The sequence below is a fragment of the Streptomyces fumanus genome (genome assembly GCF_014655295.1).
Classification (GTDB): Bacteria; Actinomycetota; Actinomycetes; order Streptomycetales; family Streptomycetaceae; genus Streptomyces; species Streptomyces fumanus.
On the sequence record NZ_BNBI01000012.1, the window covers coordinates 123,567 to 139,058 of the forward strand.

14 protein-coding genes are annotated in these 15,492 nt (G+C 73.8%); 4 read left to right on the plus strand and 10 right to left on the minus strand.

Annotated features, from left to right (window positions below):
- Positions 1 to 239 precede the first annotated feature (239 nt).
- Together IE316_RS26100 and IE316_RS26105 are read right to left on the minus strand one after the other, a co-directional pair.
- The gene (locus tag IE316_RS26100) at positions 240 to 443 is read right to left on the minus strand and encodes a hypothetical protein (protein ID WP_004924871.1); all 204 of its coding nucleotides are present in this window, start codon (positions 441 to 443) and stop codon (positions 240 to 242) included.
- Between the two features lie 368 nt (positions 444 to 811).
- Positions 812 to 1,093, minus strand: a complete 282-nt coding sequence (locus tag IE316_RS26105) for an acylphosphatase (protein ID WP_190206929.1) — start codon at positions 1,091 to 1,093, stop codon at positions 812 to 814.
- A 165-nt stretch (positions 1,094 to 1,258) separates the two neighbouring features.
- Between IE316_RS26105 and IE316_RS26110 the strand changes: the two genes are divergently transcribed.
- Complete coding sequence (locus IE316_RS26110; protein ID WP_190206930.1) at positions 1,259 to 2,401, plus strand: CAP domain-containing protein; 1,143 nt, start codon at positions 1,259 to 1,261, stop codon at positions 2,399 to 2,401.
- A gap of 62 nt (positions 2,402 to 2,463) precedes the next feature.
- On the plus strand, positions 2,464 to 2,850 hold the full coding sequence (locus tag IE316_RS26115; RefSeq protein ID WP_190206931.1) for a winged helix-turn-helix transcriptional regulator: 387 nt from the start codon (positions 2,464 to 2,466) through the stop codon (positions 2,848 to 2,850).
- 182 nt (positions 2,851 to 3,032) lie between these two features.
- On the opposite strand, the gene mutM is transcribed toward IE316_RS26115, so the two are convergent.
- From mutM to recG, 8 genes are all read right to left on the minus strand, one after another.
- A complete protein-coding gene (gene mutM, locus IE316_RS26120) occupies positions 3,033 to 3,893 on the minus strand; it encodes a bifunctional DNA-formamidopyrimidine glycosylase/DNA-(apurinic or apyrimidinic site) lyase (RefSeq protein ID WP_190206932.1) in 861 nt (286 codons plus the stop codon).
- Positions 3,894 to 3,998: 105 nt separating this feature from the next.
- Positions 3,999 to 4,808, minus strand: coding sequence for a ribonuclease III (rnc, locus tag IE316_RS26125; protein ID WP_190207050.1), 810 nt, complete (start codon positions 4,806 to 4,808; stop codon positions 3,999 to 4,001).
- A gap of 19 nt (positions 4,809 to 4,827) precedes the next feature.
- The gene (gene rpmF / locus IE316_RS26130) at positions 4,828 to 5,001 is read right to left on the minus strand and encodes a 50S ribosomal protein L32 (protein ID WP_003951102.1); all 174 of its coding nucleotides are present in this window, start codon (positions 4,999 to 5,001) and stop codon (positions 4,828 to 4,830) included.
- A gap of 2 nt (positions 5,002 to 5,003) precedes the next feature.
- Positions 5,004 to 5,651, minus strand: coding sequence for a YceD family protein (locus IE316_RS26135; RefSeq protein WP_190206933.1), 648 nt, complete (start codon positions 5,649 to 5,651; stop codon positions 5,004 to 5,006).
- A gap of 127 nt (positions 5,652 to 5,778) precedes the next feature.
- Positions 5,779 to 6,897, minus strand: a complete 1,119-nt coding sequence (locus tag IE316_RS26140) for a DivIVA domain-containing protein (protein WP_190206934.1) — start codon at positions 6,895 to 6,897, stop codon at positions 5,779 to 5,781.
- Between the two features lie 119 nt (positions 6,898 to 7,016).
- Complete coding sequence (gene coaD / locus IE316_RS26145; protein ID WP_190207051.1) at positions 7,017 to 7,496, minus strand: pantetheine-phosphate adenylyltransferase; 480 nt, start codon at positions 7,494 to 7,496, stop codon at positions 7,017 to 7,019.
- 26 nt (positions 7,497 to 7,522) lie between these two features.
- Positions 7,523 to 8,107: a 16S rRNA (guanine(966)-N(2))-methyltransferase RsmD gene (gene rsmD / locus IE316_RS26150; RefSeq protein ID WP_190206935.1), complete on the minus strand. Its 585-nt coding sequence runs from the start codon at positions 8,105 to 8,107 to the stop codon at positions 7,523 to 7,525.
- 143 nt (positions 8,108 to 8,250) lie between these two features.
- Positions 8,251 to 10,464, minus strand: coding sequence for an ATP-dependent DNA helicase RecG (gene recG / locus IE316_RS26155; protein ID WP_190206936.1), 2,214 nt, complete (start codon positions 10,462 to 10,464; stop codon positions 8,251 to 8,253).
- A 171-nt stretch (positions 10,465 to 10,635) separates the two neighbouring features.
- On the opposite strand from recG, the gene IE316_RS26160 reads away from it, so the two are divergent.
- Positions 10,636 to 12,471 carry an HSP90 family protein gene (locus IE316_RS26160; RefSeq protein WP_190206937.1) on the plus strand — a complete coding sequence of 612 codons (1,836 nt, stop codon included), beginning with the start codon at positions 10,636 to 10,638 and terminating at the stop codon, positions 12,469 to 12,471.
- Positions 12,471 to 15,491 carry a tetratricopeptide repeat protein gene (locus IE316_RS26165; protein WP_190206938.1) on the plus strand — a complete coding sequence of 1,007 codons (3,021 nt, stop codon included), beginning with the start codon at positions 12,471 to 12,473 and terminating at the stop codon, positions 15,489 to 15,491. The genes IE316_RS26160 and IE316_RS26165 overlap by 1 nt, the downstream gene beginning before the upstream one ends.
- The last annotated feature ends 1 nt before the right edge of the window (position 15,492 follow it).

Sequence of the window (15,492 nt, forward strand, 5' to 3'; positions counted from 1 at the left end):
GGGGCTGTCTCACTCCATGAACCCCTGGACGCCCGCGGTTTCACCGGTGAACGCGCAGGGCACACCAGACGTTAAGACACTGAAAGGATGCGCGGGGCAGGGACCGGGCGCGGGGGCGCGGACCGGGAGGGCGGGCAAGAAAGAAGGGACGCCAGGGGCGTCCCTTGCAACTCTGAGCAACCGAGCGGCTGTACGGGCAGCCCGACCACTGCTGCTGCTCGCCTGGGGCGATGCAGTGATCAGGTCAGCGCAGGCTCCGCCTGGTGTGCGTCAACGCTCTCCATGATCCTGTCGTGAGAAGCGGCAGCCGCCAGCTCGTCGTTCTCCGCCTGGATCCGTACGAGCTCGGATTCCAGGTCCTGGACACGCTGCTGGAGCCGTCGCATCTCGGCGAGGAGTCGAGGGTCGGAGCCGCCGACGTAACCGAGAAGCGCCTTTGCCATGATGGATGGTCCTCCACAATGAGTGACCGACCGATGCGGTGTGGGTCGTGAGGGATTCGCACCCGCGGTGCTTGGCATTCTTGAGTTTTTGCTGCCGTTCAACCATGCCAAACAGCTAAGGTGCGCGGGGCTTTCAGCGTCTCACCAAAAAGTTTGACGGTCAACACGATCACGCCCCGTATTGACGGCCGGCCCGGGGCGCGCGGCCGTCGAGCGGCGGCGCGGCGACTTCACGGGCCCGTCGGGGCGTGCTGATCATCCTGTGGGCGGGAGCCTGCCACGAGCCGCCGTTCTTGGCAACCACCTGCTCGTTTTCGTTGCGGCCGGGGTGCGCGGGGCCGTCGGGCGGGGCCGTCGGCGGGGTGGGGTCAGCGGATGGCGAAGCCCTCGTAGCCGCCGCGGGGTGTGTCCCAGATCTCGGTGACGCCGTCCACGCGGCCGGGCGTGTCGTCGCCGCGGAGCCAGCCGAGCAGTTCCTCGCAGCGCTCCCGGGGTCCCTCCGCGACCACTTGGACGCGTCCGTCGTCGAGATTGAGAGCAAAACCACTCAGACGTCCCAGTTCCAGTGCCCGCGCCCGGGTGAACCAGCGGAAACCCACACCCTGGACGCGTCCGCGCACCCAGGCCACCAGCCGTACTTCCTCGCTCATAGGGGCAACCTAACCGCCCGATGTCCCCGTGGGCACCTCCGCCCCCGGCGCCATGCGGTACCGTCCCCACCCAACGAATCTCATATGAAACTCACTCGATCGTGTGGGTTTCGTGTCGATCGCGAGGACGAGTCGACGCCCGCGAGGGACGAGGAAGGCCAGGACATGGGACGCCACCGACGCTCCGCCGCCGGCCGCGCCGCCACGGGCCGCGCCGCGGGGGGCGCCCAGCAGCCCGACCCCGGCGCCCGGCGCCACGACCCGCGGGACCCGTCTCCGGGGGGCGGCCCCGCCCGGGGCACCGCGCCGTACCTGGACCCGGACGCGTACGCCGAGGCACGGGCGCGCAGCGACGCCTACCTGTACGGCACGGACGGCCCGGCCGAGGCCGGTGCGCCGCCGGTGAGCCGGACCGTGGACTTCCCCGGCGACGGGTTCGCCGAGGCTCCGCGGCGGCCGGTCTCGCACCGCCGGCGGAAGCGGAAGGCCGCCGCTCCGGTCCGTACCGGTCTGCTCGGGGTCTCCGCGGCCGTGGCCGCCGGCGCGATCGCGGTGGCCGCCGGACTGGTGCCCGGCCTCGGCGACTACCGGATCGGCGGGGGCGGCACGGGCAGCGGCAGCGTGCGCTCCGCGGACTCGCCGAGCAACTCCCCGAGCGGGCAGGGCGGCACCGCCGACCGCCCCGCGACCGGCGCGACCGGCCCCGCCACCGGACGCGCGCCCTCCGCTTCGTCCCCGGCCGCGTCCCCCTCGAAGGCGTCGCCGGCCCCGGCCCGCACCCCGGCCGGGAAGAAGGACGGCGCGAAGGAGAAGTCCGAGCAGCCGAAGAAGCCGAAGACGACCCCGAGCGGCAAGAAGGAGCCGGACGCCTCCCCCTCGCGGACGGCGACCGAGCGCCCGGCCGCTCCCCCGGCGGCCGCGTCCGGGCAGGCCACCACCGCCGAGGCCGAGGTGCTGCGGCTGGTCAACGCCGAGCGCGCCAAGGCCGGCTGCACCCCGCTCACCGCCGACGGCGCGCTGGCCGACCTGGCGGAGTCGTTCAGCCAGGCCATGGCCGCGCAGGGCTTCTTCGACCACACCGACCCCAGCGGCGCCACCCCCTGGGACCGCGCCGAGGCGGCCGGGATAAGCAACCTCGGCGGCGAGAACATAGCCCGCGGCCAGGCGGACGCCCAGGCCGTGATGGACGCCTGGATGAACAGCGAGGGCCACCGCGCCAACATCCTGAACTGCGACTTCACCACCCTGGGAGTCGGCGTGCACTTCGGCTCGGGCGGGCCCTGGTGGACGCAGGACTTCGGCTACTAGCCGCGCTTTCCCCCGGTCAGCGCTCTCTGTCGGGTGGCGCTGTGCTCACGTACGCTGGAGGCATGGTGACCACGCAGGAGGAGCGGGACCTCCCCTACGACGTGTTCTCCCGGGCGTGTCCCTCGCGCGGCACGCTGGAGCACGTCACGGGACGCTGGGGCGCGCTGACGCTGGGCGCGCTGTACGAGGGGCGGTTCCGGTTCAACGAGCTGCGCCGCCGGGTGGACGGCGTCAGCGAGAAGATGCTCTCCCAGACGCTGCACGCCCTGGAGCGCGACGGCCTGGTGCACCGCGAGGCCCAGCCCACCAACCCGCCCCGCGTCGACTACGAGCTGACGCCGCTGGGCCGCGAGGTCGCGGGGCGGCTGATCGCCCTCATCGAGTATCTGGAGGGCAGCATGGACCAGGTCCTGGCGGCCCGCGAACGGTACGACGGCCGCGTGGCCTAGGGCCTGTCGTTTGGATCAGGTCGCAGGGAATCGGCTGCGCGTTGTCGCGCCGGTGAGCGGGGCCTGGTGCGTGCAGATGCAAGGCGGAGGAGGGAGTCGACGCGGAGCGTCGGCGAGTGACGACAACGCCGCAGGTGCGCGTGCCAGGCCCCGCGTCTGCGGCCTGATCCAAACGACAGGCCCTAAACGGCGGGGCGCGGGGGGCGCTGGCACTTGGGGCAGTAGTAGCTGGACCGGTTCATCCAGGGGCGGCGGCGCATCGGGGTGCCGCAGCGGCGGCAGGGCAGGTTCTCGCGGCCGTAGGCGTCCAGGGACCGGTCGAAGTAGCCGGACTCCCCGTTGACGTTGACGTACAGGCTGTCGAAGCTGGTGCCGCCGACGGTGAGGGCCTCGTTCATCACGTCCCGGACGTGCCCGAGGAGTTCGAAGGTGCGGGGGCGGGTGAAGGCGGCCGTGGGGCGGTCGTAGTGCAGCCGGGAGCGCCACAGGGCCTCGTCGGCGTAGATGTTGCCGACGCCGCTGATCAGGGACTGGTCGAGCAGGGCCCGTTTGATGGTGGTGCGCTTGCGGCGCAGCGCCTGGTGGAACGCCTCGTCGTCGAAGAGCGGGTCGAGCGGGTCGCGGGCGATGTGCGCGATCACGTCGGGCAGTCCGCCGGGGCCGGTGCCGTGCAGCGACAGGCCGCCGAAGGTGCGCTGGTCGACGAAGCGCAGCTCGGTGCCGAGGGCGTCGGCGAACCGGACCCGGATGCGCAGGTGCTTCTCGACCGGGGCCTGGTGCGGCTGGACCAGCAACTGGCCGCTCATTCCGAGGTGGGCGAGGACCGCCTGGTCGGTGTCCTCCAGGGGCAGCCACAGGTACTTGCCGCGGCGGCTGGGCACGCCGACGCGGTGGCCCTTGAGCCGCTGGGCGAAGTCGCCGGCGCCGGCGAGGTGGCGGCGGACCGCGCGGGCGTGCAGGACCTCGGCGTCGGCGATGGTCCGGTGGGCGACCCACCGCTCGAGACCGCGCCGGACGACCTCGACCTCGGGCAACTCGGGCATGGGGCTCCCCCGCTGCGTTCGACGGGCACTGTGGGTGGGTGAAACGAGCCGAGCGCCCGCCCCGGGTACCGGGCGGGCGCTCGGCCGCGCTCTGGCGGGTCGGGCTCAGGCGGGCGCGGACGGGGCGTCGGCGCTCTCGGCGGGGGCCTGCTCGGCCGCCGCCTCGGCCCGCCGGGCCGCCGCCTCGGCACGCTCGTCCGCGGCGGCCCGGATGGACCGCCACGCGGATTCCGCGGCCTGCTGCTCCGCCTCCTTCTTGCTGCGGCCGGTGCCGGTGCCGTACGAGACGCCTCCGACGCGGGCGGCAGCAGTGAAGGTCTTCTCGTGGTCGGGGCCGGTCTCCGTGACCAGGTACTCGGGGACGCCGAGTCCTTCGGTCGCGGTCAGCTCCTGGAGGCTGGTCTTCCAGTCCAGGCCGGCGCCGAGGTTGGAGGATTTCTCGATCAGCGGGTCGAACAGGCGGTGCACCAGCTCCGCCGCCGAGTCCAGACCCTGGTCGAGGTAGACAGCGCCGATCACCGCTTCGAGGGTGTCGGCGAGGATGGATGCCTTGTCCCGGCCGCCCGTGCCCTCTTCACCGCGGCCGAGCCGGATGAAGGAGCCCAGGTCGAGGCCGCGGCCGACCTCCGCCAGCGCACGCGAGTTGACCACCGCGGCCCGCAGTTTGGCCAGTTGGCCTTCGGGCAGGTCGGGGTGGGTGCGGTACAGCGTGTCGGTGACGACGAGGCCGAGCACGGAGTCCCCGAGGAACTCCAGCCGCTCGTTCGTCGGCAGACCGCCGTTCTCGTACGCGTAGGAGCGGTGGGTCAGCGCACGCACCAGAAGGGCGGACTCGAGCTGGTAGCCGAGCCGCCCTTCCAGAAGCGTGTGGGACGAGGCGTGGTGGTCCGCTGAGTTCTTCTTCGGCGTGGACACGGTGCCTCTCACCAGCCGCTCAGACCTCGAGGACCTGGCGCTTGTTGTAGGTGCCGCACGACGGGCACGCGATGTGCTGCTGCTTGGGCTCGTGGCAGCGCTCGCACGCCACCAGAGTGGGGACCGCAGCCTTCCACTGCGACCGGCGGTGGCGCGTGTTGCTGCGCGACATCTTCCGCTTCGGAACAGCCACGGCTACTTCTCCTGCTTCTCGTCGACGCCCGTTTCTGCGGCGCCGCTCATCTCGTCCTTCTCGCCGTCTCCGAGTGAACCGGCGAGTCCCTGCAAAGCCGCCCAACGGATGTCGACGGCGTCATGGTGGTGGTCCGGGTCGTCCGCGAGGCGCACGCCGCACTCGGCGCACAGCCCCGGACAGTCTTCCTGGCACACCGGCTGCATCGGCAGTGCGAGCACCACCGCGTCACGCAGCACTGGTTCGAGGTCGAACAAGCCGTCCTCGAGGAAGAGCCTGTCCTCGTCTTCCTCGGCGTCGTCGGCCGGTTCCGCCTTGGGGCGGCCCCGGTCGTCGGCGTCAGGGTACGAGAACATCTCCTGGAAGTCCGCTTCGAGCTGCTGCTCGACCGGCTCCAGACACCTTACGCACTCCCCCTCGGCCGTGGCACGGGCGGTGCCTGTGACGAGCACCCCTTCCATGACGGACTCGAGCCGCAGCTCCAGCTCGACCGGGGCGCCTTCCGGCACTCCGATGACTCCCGCGATCCCGAGGTCCCGGGGAGCGTCGACCGTACGGGTGAGGCGCTGGAGCGCACCGGGCCGCCGGCCCAGCTCGTGCGTGTCGAACACGAGGGGGTCACGGTGGTCGAGGCGGGCGTTCAGAGCCATTCCTGCTTTCGGTCTTCCGAGCTGAGAGGGACGCCGCCCCGCGGTGTGACGGGCAGCGTGGATCGCGGACGTACGCGCGACCGAACAGCCAGGATACTGGACCATTCGCTGTCGGCCCAATCCGGGCTCAGTGCCCCTGTTCGTACCGCTGCTGCTCGTACTGCCGCAGTTGCTCGGCGCTGATCATGCTGGTGTCGAAGAGGCTGGTCTCGTCCAGGGCCGGCGGCTGGGCGGACGGGGAGTGCCGCGGGGGCTCGGGGTAGTCCTGGGGGGTGTCGTACGCCGGCTGCTGGGCGTCGTAGCCCGGGTAGGCGGCGTAGGGGTCGGCCTGCTGGTAGCCGTAGGCGTCCTGCTGGGCGTACTGCTGCTGGTAGCCGTAGGGGTCGGGGGCGGCGGCCGGCTGCGGCGGGTACCCGTAGGTGTCCTGGGTCTCGTACGGCTCCGATGCCTCGTACGGCTCCTGGGCCTCGTACGGCTCCTGGCTCTCGTACGACTGCTGGGCCGGGACCGCCGGGCGGGGCTGCTCGGCGGGGAGGCCGGCGAGGCCCGCCAGGTAGTCGGCGTCGCTGGAGTGCTGGACGGTGCTGGTGTCGTCGGCGAGGGCGCCGAGGTCGTCGCTGGCGATCCGGCCGTGCAGCTTCTCGCGGCCCCGGCCGACGGCCTCCAGGGTCTTGGCGAGGACCGCCTCGAAGGCGCCGAGCTTGGCGTCGACGTAGGCGTCGGCGGTGCGGCGCAGGGTCTCGGGGTCGTGGCTGCGCTCGGGGGCGTCCTCGTCCTCGTAGCCCTGCTCGTCGAGGCCGGGTCCGGTGCCGAGGAGCTTCTCGCGGCCCCGGCCGACGGAGCCGAGGGTCTTGGTGAGGACGACCTCGAAGTTGGCGAGCTTGGAGTCGACGTACTCGTCGGCCTCGGCGCGGATCTCCTCGGCCTCCTGGCGGGCCTCGCTCAGGATGCGGTCGGCCTCGGCCTGGGAGCGGCGGGCGACCTCGGTGTCGGAGATCAGCGAGCCGCGTTCGGCGTGCGCGGACTCGATGATCCGCTCGGCCTCCTGGCGGGCCTGCGCGACCATCTGCTCCCGGTCGCCGATGACCTCCTGGGCCTGGGCGAGCGAGTCGGGCAGCGCGGCGCGCACCTCTTCCAGCAGGGCGAGCAGATCGGCGCGGTTGATCACGCACGAGGCCGACATGGGCATGGCGCGGGCGCCGGAGACCATCGCGGTGATCTCGTCGAGCTTCTTCTGCACGTCCACCGTGTGCTCGCCACTTCCTGCTGCTGTGTTGAAGACGGTCGGGACGACTGTACGGCCCCCGGGTGCCGGTGGGACACCGGATGAGGGGAGCCGGCCGCCGCGGGGCGGGCGGGGTGCGGTCAGTCCTTCTTCAGGCGCGCGGTGAGGGCGTCGAGGACCACCGGGGGCACCAGGTGGGCGATGTCGCCGCCCCAGGTGGCGACCTCCTTGACCAGCGAGGAGGAGAGGAAGCTGTAGGTGGGGTTGGTGGGGATGAAGAGGGTCTCCACCCCGGAGAGGCCGTTGTTCATCTGGGCCATCTGCAGTTCGTAGTCGAAGTCGCTGACCGCGCGCAGGCCCTTGACGATGGCCGGGATCTCGCGCTGCTTGCAGAAGTCGACCAGGAGGCCGTGGAAGGACTCCACGCGGACGTTCCCGTACTCGGCGGTGACCTGGCGGATGAGGTCGATCCGCTCCTCGATCTCGAACAGGCCCTTCTTGGCCTGGTTGATCATCACCGCGACGTAGACCTCGTCGTACAGCCTGGAGGCACGGGCGATGATGTCGAGGTGTCCGTTGGTGATCGGGTCGAACGACCCGGGACAGACGGCGCGGCGCACTTGTGATCCCTCGCTCTCCGGTCCGGTCATCGTGCGTCTTCGCACGTAGCGGCGGCGCGACCGTACCAAAACGTTCCCTCGCCGTAGCGACGGGCCCGGATCGCGTCGAAACCGTCCGGCCAGTTGAATTCACCGCCCCTGGTGCTGCGCTCCACGGTGACGAGGGCTTCGGCCGCGAGCCAGCCCTGAGCGCGGAGTGTGAGCAGGATCTCCCGGAGATCGTGATCCGTGACGGCGTACGGCGGATCGAGGAAGACCAGGTCGTACGGGGCGTCGGGGGGTGTCTGGATGATCTGCTGGGCCTTGCCGGCCCGGACCTCGGCGCCGGGCAGGCCGAGGTTCCTGACGTTCTCCCGGACGGTGCGGGCGGCTCGGGCGTCGGCCTCGACCAGCAAGGTGTGGCCGGCGCCGCGGGAGAGGGCCTCCAGGCCGACGGCGCCGGAGCCGGCGTACAGGTCGAGGACGCGTTCGCCGTCCAGCGGGCCGCCGAGCAGGGACTGCCAGGTGGAGAAGAGTCCTTCCCGGGCGCGGTCGGAGGTGGGGCGGGTGCCGTGCCCCGGGGGGACGGCGAGGCGGCGTCCGCCGGCCGCGCCGGCGATCACGCGGGTCATCAGGGGTTCCTCTTCGTGGACGGCTTTGTGTTCAGTGTGGCCGGTCGCGCGCGTACGGCGGTAGCCGCGTATCGCGGACCGCCCCGCGCCCCCGGGTAGGGCTGTCTGCCCTCAGCCCTTTTCCCCGGGGGCTGTCCGGTCCCTCAGCCCTTCTCCAGGTACTGCTCCCGCTCCTCGTCCAGGAGGGCGTCCAGGGCCGTGCGCAGGCCGGGGAGGCCGGTCAGGGCCGGGTCGGCGGCCACCAGGGCCGCCGCCTCCGCTCTCGCCTCGGCGATGATCTCCTCGTCCTCGATGACCGCCAGGACGCGCAGGGAGGAGCGGGCGCCGGACTGTGCCTGGCCGAGGACGTCGCCCTCGCGGCGCTGCTCCAGGTCGATGCGGGAGAGCTCGAAGCCGTCGAGGGTGGCGGCGACGGCGGCCAGCCGCTGCCGGGCGGGGCTGGCCTCGGGCATCTCGGTGACCAGCAGGCACAGGCCGGGGGCGGAGCCGCGGCCGACCCGGCCGCGCAACTGGTGGAGCTGGGAGACGCCGAAGCGGTCGGCGTCCATGATGACCATCGCCGTGGCGTTCGGCACGTTGACCCCGACCTCGATGACCGTGGTGGCGACCAGGACGTCGGTGTCGCCGGCGGCGAAGCGGCGCATCACGGCGTCCTTGTCGTCGGGCTGCATCCTGCCGTGCAGGACCTCGACCGTGAGGCCGCTCAGGGGGCCCTTGGCGAGCTGCTCGGCGACCTCCAGGACGGCCAGCGGGGGGCGCTTGTCGGCGCCCTCCTCCGGGGGGCCGCCCTTCTTCTTGGCGGACTCGTCCTCGTCGCCGATGCGGGGGCAGACCACGTACGCCTGGTGGCCGGCCTCGACCTCCTCGCGGACCCGCTCCCAGGCGCGGGCCAGGAAGTGCGGCTTGTCGGCGGCCGGGACGACATGGCTGGCGATCGGGGAGCGGCCGGCCGGCAACTGGTCCAGGACGGAGGTCTCCAGGTCGCCGAAGACGGTCATGGCGACCGTGCGCGGGATCGGCGTCGCCGTCATGACCAGCAGGTGCGGGGGCTGCTTGCCCTTGCCGCGCAGGGCGTCGCGCTGCTCCACGCCGAAGCGGTGCTGCTCGTCCACCACGACCAGGCCCAGGTCGTGGAACCGCACCTTGTCCTCGATCAGCGCGTGGGTGCCGATGACGATGCCGGCCTCGCCGGTGGCCAGGTCGAGCAGGGCCTGGCGGCGGGCGGCGGCTCCCATGGAGCCGGTGAGCAGCACCACCTTCGTACCGTGCTCGGCGCCGCCGAGCAGGCCGTCCTCGGCCAGCTCGCCCATCATCTCGGTGACCGAGCGGTGGTGCTGCTGGGCGAGGACCTCGGTGGGGGCCAGCATCGCGGCCTGGCCGCCGGCGTCGACCACGGCGAGCATGGCGCGCAGGGCGACCAGGGTCTTGCCGCTGCCCACCTCGCCCTGGAGCAGCCGGTGCATGGGGTGGTCGGTGGCCAGGTCGTCGAAGATCTCCCGGGAGACCTTCCGCTGGCCCTCGGTGAGGGTGAAGGGCAGGCGGTCGTCGAAGGCGGCGAGCAGGCCGTCGGCGCCGGGCCTGCGGGGCACAGCGGGGAGCTGGGTCTCGGCGTGCCGGCGGCGGGCCAGGGCGACCTGGAGGACGAACGCCTCGTCCCACTTCAGCCGGGCGCGGGCGTCCTCGATGTCGGCCCGGGTGTGCGGGCGGTGGATCTTGAGCAGGGCCTCGGGGAGGGAGATCAGGCCGCGGCCCGCGCGCAGGGAGTCCGGGAGGGGGTCGACGGCCTCCTGGGCGGTGGGCAGCACGGTCTGGATCGCCTTGCCGATCTTCCAGGACTCCAGCTTGGCGGTGGCCGGGTAGAGCGGGATCAGGGCGCCGGCCCAGCTCTCGACGGTCTCCTCGGCGTCACCGCGCAGCAACTCGTAGGCCGGATGGGCCAGTTGCAGCTTGCGGTTGAAGACGGAGACCTTGCCGGCGAACATCGCGCGGGTGCCCGGCAGGAGGTCCTTGTGCGGTTTGTGCACGCCGTTGCCGAAGAAGACGAGCTGGAGGCGGCCGCTGCCGTCGGTGATGGTGACCTCCAGGCGCTGCCCCTTGCCGCGCGGGGCCTTGGCCGAGGCGAAGGTGTGCAGCCGGGCGTCGGCGACCTGGGCGACCACCGTGACGTGCTCGTCCATGGGGAGGTCGGCGAGGTGGGTGAGCTGCCCGCGCTCCTCGTATCTGCGCGGGTAGTGGTGGAGGAGGTCGCCGACCGTGTGCAGGCCGAGGTGCTCGGCCATCACCTTCGCGGTGGCGGGGCCGAGCACCGACTTCAGCGGCTGTCGCAGGGGTTCTCGCAGTGCGGGCACGGGATCCATTGCACACCACGGCACTGACATCGCCGTATACGAGGTGCGAAACCCCTGGTGAGGCGGGTGGTTCCGGACGTAGGATGACGCGCCTCGCGGCCTCCTGCCAGCCCGCGGTCGCCGCCTCGCGGGACCGCCCGACCCCGCGCCGTCGCCCGTCCCCCCACCGGCGCTGCGACGATGGACTCCCAGACCTCATTTGACCCGGCGGCCTCGCCGTCCCCTCAGCCCTCGCACGCCTTCCAGGTCGACCTGCGCGGTCTGGTGGACCTGCTCTCCCATCACCTCTACTCCAGTCCCCGGGTCTACCTGCGCGAACTGCTGCAGAACGCCGTGGACGCGATCACCGCCCGCCGCGCGGCGGACCCCGGCGCCCCGGCCCGGGTGACGCTGTACGCCGACGGCGACGGGCTGCGGGTGGAGGACACCGGCGTCGGTCTCACCGAGGCGGACGTGCACGACCTGCTGGCCACCATCGGCCGCAGCTCCAAGCGCGCCGAGGGGCTCCAGGCGGCCCGCTCGGACTTCCTCGGGCAGTTCGGCATCGGCCTGCTCGCCTGTTTCCTGGTGGCCGAGCGGATCCGGGTGGTCAGCCGCAGCGCCCGGACGCCCGGCGCGCCGCCGGTGGAGTGGACGGCGCGGGACGACGGCTCGTACACCGTACGGACCCTGCCGGACGCGGAGCGGCCCGAGCCCGGCACCACCGTCCACCTCCGGGCGCGGGCCGGGGCGGCCGAGTGGGTCGAGGCCGGGCGGGTGCGGCGCCTGGCCCGGGAGTTCGGCTCGCTGCTGCCCTACGACGTCCGGGTGGGCGACGAGCCGGTCACCGAGCTGCCGGCGCCCTGGGACCGCCCGTACCCCTCCCCCGCGGCCCGGCGGGCGGCGCTCGCCCGGCACTGCCACGAGCTGTTCGGCTTCACCCCGCTGGACTCCGTCGACCTGGCCGTGCCGGTCGCCGGGGTGCGGGGCGTGGCGTACGTCCTGCCGTCGGCGGTCAGCCCCGCCCAGCGGGCCGGTCACCGGGTGCACCTGAAGGGAATGCTGCTCACCGAGCGGGCCGAACAGGTGCTGCCGGACTGGGCGTTCTTCGTGCGCTGCGTGCTGGACACCGACAGCCTGCGGCCCACGGCCTCGCGCGAGTCGCTGTACGAGGACGAGACCCTGGCGGCCGTCCGGGACGCCCTCGGGGAACGGATCCGGGCCTGGCTGACCGGGCTGGCGGCGAACGACCCCGAGCGGCTGACCGCGTTCCTGTCCGTGCACCACCTGGGCGTGAAGTCGCTGGCGCGGCACGACACCGGGATGCTGCGGACCATGCTGCCCTGGCTGCCGTTCGAGACCACGGACGGACAGCTCTCCCTGGAGGAGTTCGCGCAGCGCCACCCGGTGGTGCACTTCACCCGGACCGTCGAGGAGTACCGGCAGGTCGCCCCGATCGCCGCCGCCCAGGGCATCGGCGTGGTCAACGGCGGCTACACCTATGACACCGAGCTGGTCGAGGCGCTGCCGTCGGTGCGGCCGGGCACGGCGGTCGCGGAGCTGGACGCCGACACGGTCACCGCCCACCTGGACGCCGTCGACCCGGCCGAGGAGCTGGCCCTGTCGGGGTTCCTGGCCGCCGCGCGGGCGACGCTGGACCCGCTGGGCTGCGACGTGGTGCTGCGCGCCTTCCATCCGCTGACGGTGCCCGCGCTGCACCTGGACGACCGCGCGGCCCGGCACGAACAGGCCCGCGCGCAGGCCGAGGAGCGGGCCGACGACCTGTGGGCGGGCATCCTCGGCTCGCTGCGCGGCAGCGCCCCGCGCGCGAAGCTGGTGCTCAACCACCTCAGCCCGCTGGTCCGGCGGATCGCCTCGCTCGGCGACCGCGAGCTGATCGGCACCGCCACCGAGTCCCTGTACGGGCAGGCCCTGCTGATGGCGCAGCGTCCGCTGCGGCCGGCCGACTCGGCGCTGCTGAACCGGGCGTTCATCGGCCTCCTGGAGTGGGCCACGCACACCGAGGAGGGCCACTGATGGAGCCGATCACCGACCTGGACGGCCTGCGCCGCGCGATGGCGGAGAACTCCGGTCAGCCGGAGGGACCGGCCCGCAACGCCCGCGCGGAGCAACTGCTGGCCGAGGCGGAGCGGCTGAACGTCCCGCTGGCGGTGATCGAGGCGCTCGGGCACCAGCTCAAGGTCTACAACTACAGCTCCGAGAAGGCGAAGATGTTCGTCCCCTTCGCCCGGCTGCTGCGCATGTGGGACGAGCGCCCCGAGGACTTCGACGAGTACGAGACGCACTCGCTGCACTGGGTCTTCAAGTGGGTGTCGGCCGGGATGCTCGACCAGCCGCACGTCCCGCTGGCCTCGGTCGAGAAGTGGATCGGCGAGATGGAGCACCGCTACCGGGTCGCCGGGTACTCCGAGCGGGCCGTGCGCGCCGCGGAGTTCGGCGTCGCCTCGCACGTCGGGGACATCGCGCGGGCGGAGCGGGCGTACACGGCGTGGCTGGCCGCGGACCGGGACGCGATGGCCGACTGCCACGCGTGCGAACTGCACGCCCAGGGGTGCTGGCAGGCGGAGCGCGGCCGGGACGAGGAGGCGCTCGCCCTGTGGCGGCCGGTGCTGGACGGCGAGTTCACCTGCGCCCACGAGCCGCACGCGGCCCTGGCCTCGTCCCTGGTGCCGCTGCTGCGCCTGGGCCGCGCCGAGGAGGCCCGCGCCCACCATCTGCGGGGCATCAGACTGGTGCGGTCGATGGAGAGCATGCGCGGCGCGTACGCCGACCACGTGGAGTTCTGCGCGCTGTCCGGCAACGAGGCGCGCGGCCTGGAGCTGCTGGCCGAGCGCCCGGCGTACTTCACGGACGACGGGCATCCGCGCAGCCGACTGGACTTCCTGTGCGTGGTCGCCCTGCTCATGGACCGGCTGACCGCGCGGGGCCTGGCCGACCGGCCGGTACCGGGCCCGCCGGGCCGCACCTGGACCGCCGGGGAACTCGCCGGGCACGCGCGCGGGGAGGCCCTCGCGCTGGCCGCCCGCTTCGACGAGCGCAACGGGACGGCGTACGTCGGCGACCGGGCCCGCGCGCGGATGGCACGGCGGGCCCTGGTGGAGCGGCTGCCGCTGGGCGTGCGCACGGTGCGTACGGCTGCCTGGCCGGGTGGGGAGGATGCGGCGTCGGGTGAGAGCAACGCCCCCGCCCCGGCGGCCGACCCGGTGGCCCCGGTGACCGCCCCGGCGGCTCCGGGCGCCGCGTCCGCCCCGGCGTCCGCACCGCCCCCCGCCGCCCCGGACGACCTGTCCGCGCTGATCGCCGAGGCCCGGCGGCTGTCGGACGGGCTTCAGCCGGGTGCCGGTGAGGCGTGGGCGGCGGTCGAGCGGGCCGCCGGGGACGCCGAACTGGACCCGCGCGACCGCGCGGAGATCGCCGAGCACCGGGCGATGGAGCTGGGCCCCGAGGGCGTCGAGCTGTTCGCGCGGGCCGCGGAGCTGTACGCCGAGGCGGGCGACCCGGGCGAGTCCCTGGCGGCACACGCGCGTGCCGCCTACGTCCGCGCCCTCGCCGGTGATGTGGAGGGGGCGCTCGCCGCGGTCGCCGCGCCCTGCGACGAGGTCCGCGCGCTGTACGCCGGGGGCGGCACGGGTGTGCGGCAGACGGCGGCCGTCCTGATGAGCCGGGCCCGGGTGCTGATGCGCCGCGTCCACGAGACCGAGGCCCCGGGCGCCGCGGCGGACGCCGGGGCCGCCGAGGCCGCCGCGCGTGAGGTGCTCGCGCTGGTCGAGGGCCGTACCGGCGAGGACGTACGGCTCGCCGCGCGGCAGGCCGAGGCGGAGGGCATGCTCGCGGAGCTGGCCGGGCGCGCGGGGGACCTCGCGGGCGCCGTCGAGCTGTTCGGGCGGGCGGCGCGGGGGTTCACCGGGGCGGGGCTGCCGTGGTTCGCGGTGGAGTACGAGGCCCGGCTCGCCCAGTTGGCCCACCACCTCGGCGACACCGAGGAGACCGAGCGGGCGCTGCGCGCGGCCCTGGAGCACGGCGGACCGTACCTGGAGCCGGTCGGTCGGGCCCGGCTGTGTCTGCAGCTCGCGGAGGTCACCGGCGGCCGGGGAGCCGTCGCGGAGGCCGCCGGGCACGCCCTGGAGGCCGCGCACTGGGCCGACGAGGCCGGCGAGGGCCCGACCGTGGGCGCCTGGGCGCGGCAGCAGCTCGGCGGGTTCCTGCTGGCCCAGGGGCGGTGGGCGGAGGCCGCGGAGGTGCTGGAGTCGGCGCTGCTCGACATGACGGCCGAGACGCACGGGGACGGGGCGGTCGTCCAGACGCTGTGGTGGCTCGGGGACTGCCTCTCCGAGCTGGGCGAGCACCGCGCGGCGGCCGAGCGGCAACTGGCGGCGGCCGACCTGGCCCGGCACTGGCCCGAGCAGCACGACCACGCCACCCTCGCCCACCTCGCCGCGACCAGCCTCGACCAGGCGGGCCTGGCCCAGGAGGCGGAGCGGGCCTTCGCCCGCGCGGGCGACCTGTGGCGCTCCGTCGGCGATGTGCACGGCCTGGTGCGCGCGCTGCGCGCCCGCGCGTGGCTGGCGCCGCGCACGGGGGCGGGGCCGGAGCGGGCGCGGGAGCTGATGGCGGCGGCGGTCGAGGAGTGCGAGGCCGCGCTGGGCACGGCGGCCGACACCGCGTCCCGCGCCCGGATCAGCGCCGAGCTGGGCCACTCCCATCAGCAGTTCGCCGAGCTGCTGGCCCGCCTCCCCGACGGGCACGCCGCGCCGGCGGAGGCGCTGTCCGAGGCCGAGCGGGCGAGCGCCGCCTTCGCCGGTGCCGGGCCGGACGCGGTGGCCGACCGGGCCGGTGCCGAACTCACCGCGGGCCGCCTCGCCGCCGGACTGGGCCGGCCGGACCGGGCGGCGGCACACGCGCGTGCCGTACTCGCGCTCTACGCGGACGCGGAGGGCACGCACGGCGCGGACGAGACGGCGGCACACCACCGCGCGGAGGCCGGGCGCCTGCTGCGGTCCGCCGGGGAGGGCACCCGGGAGCCGTCGGAGACCTGAG

Bases quoted from the DNA above. Each gene is read 5' to 3' on its own strand.
- IE316_RS26100 (WP_004924871.1), bottom strand. From the start codon at position 443: ATGGCAAAGGCGCTTCTCGGTTACGTCGGCGGCTCCGACCCTCGACTC.
- IE316_RS26105 (WP_190206929.1), bottom strand. From the start codon at position 1,093: ATGAGCGAGGAAGTACGGCTGGTGGCCTGGGTGCGCGGACGCGTCCAG.
- IE316_RS26110 (WP_190206930.1), top strand. From the start codon at position 1,259: ATGGGACGCCACCGACGCTCCGCCGCCGGCCGCGCCGCCACGGGCCGC.
- IE316_RS26115 (WP_190206931.1), top strand. From the start codon at position 2,464: ATGGTGACCACGCAGGAGGAGCGGGACCTCCCCTACGACGTGTTCTCC.
- mutM (WP_190206932.1), bottom strand. From the start codon at position 3,893: ATGCCCGAGTTGCCCGAGGTCGAGGTCGTCCGGCGCGGTCTCGAGCGG.
- IE316_RS26135 (WP_190206933.1), bottom strand. From the start codon at position 5,651: ATGGCTCTGAACGCCCGCCTCGACCACCGTGACCCCCTCGTGTTCGAC.
- rsmD (WP_190206935.1), bottom strand. From the start codon at position 8,107: ATGACCCGCGTGATCGCCGGCGCGGCCGGCGGACGCCGCCTCGCCGTC.
- recG (WP_190206936.1), bottom strand. From the start codon at position 10,464: ATGGATCCCGTGCCCGCACTGCGAGAACCCCTGCGACAGCCGCTGAAG.
- IE316_RS26160 (WP_190206937.1), top strand. From the start codon at position 10,636: ATGGACTCCCAGACCTCATTTGACCCGGCGGCCTCGCCGTCCCCTCAG.
- IE316_RS26165 (WP_190206938.1), top strand. From the start codon at position 12,471: ATGGAGCCGATCACCGACCTGGACGGCCTGCGCCGCGCGATGGCGGAG.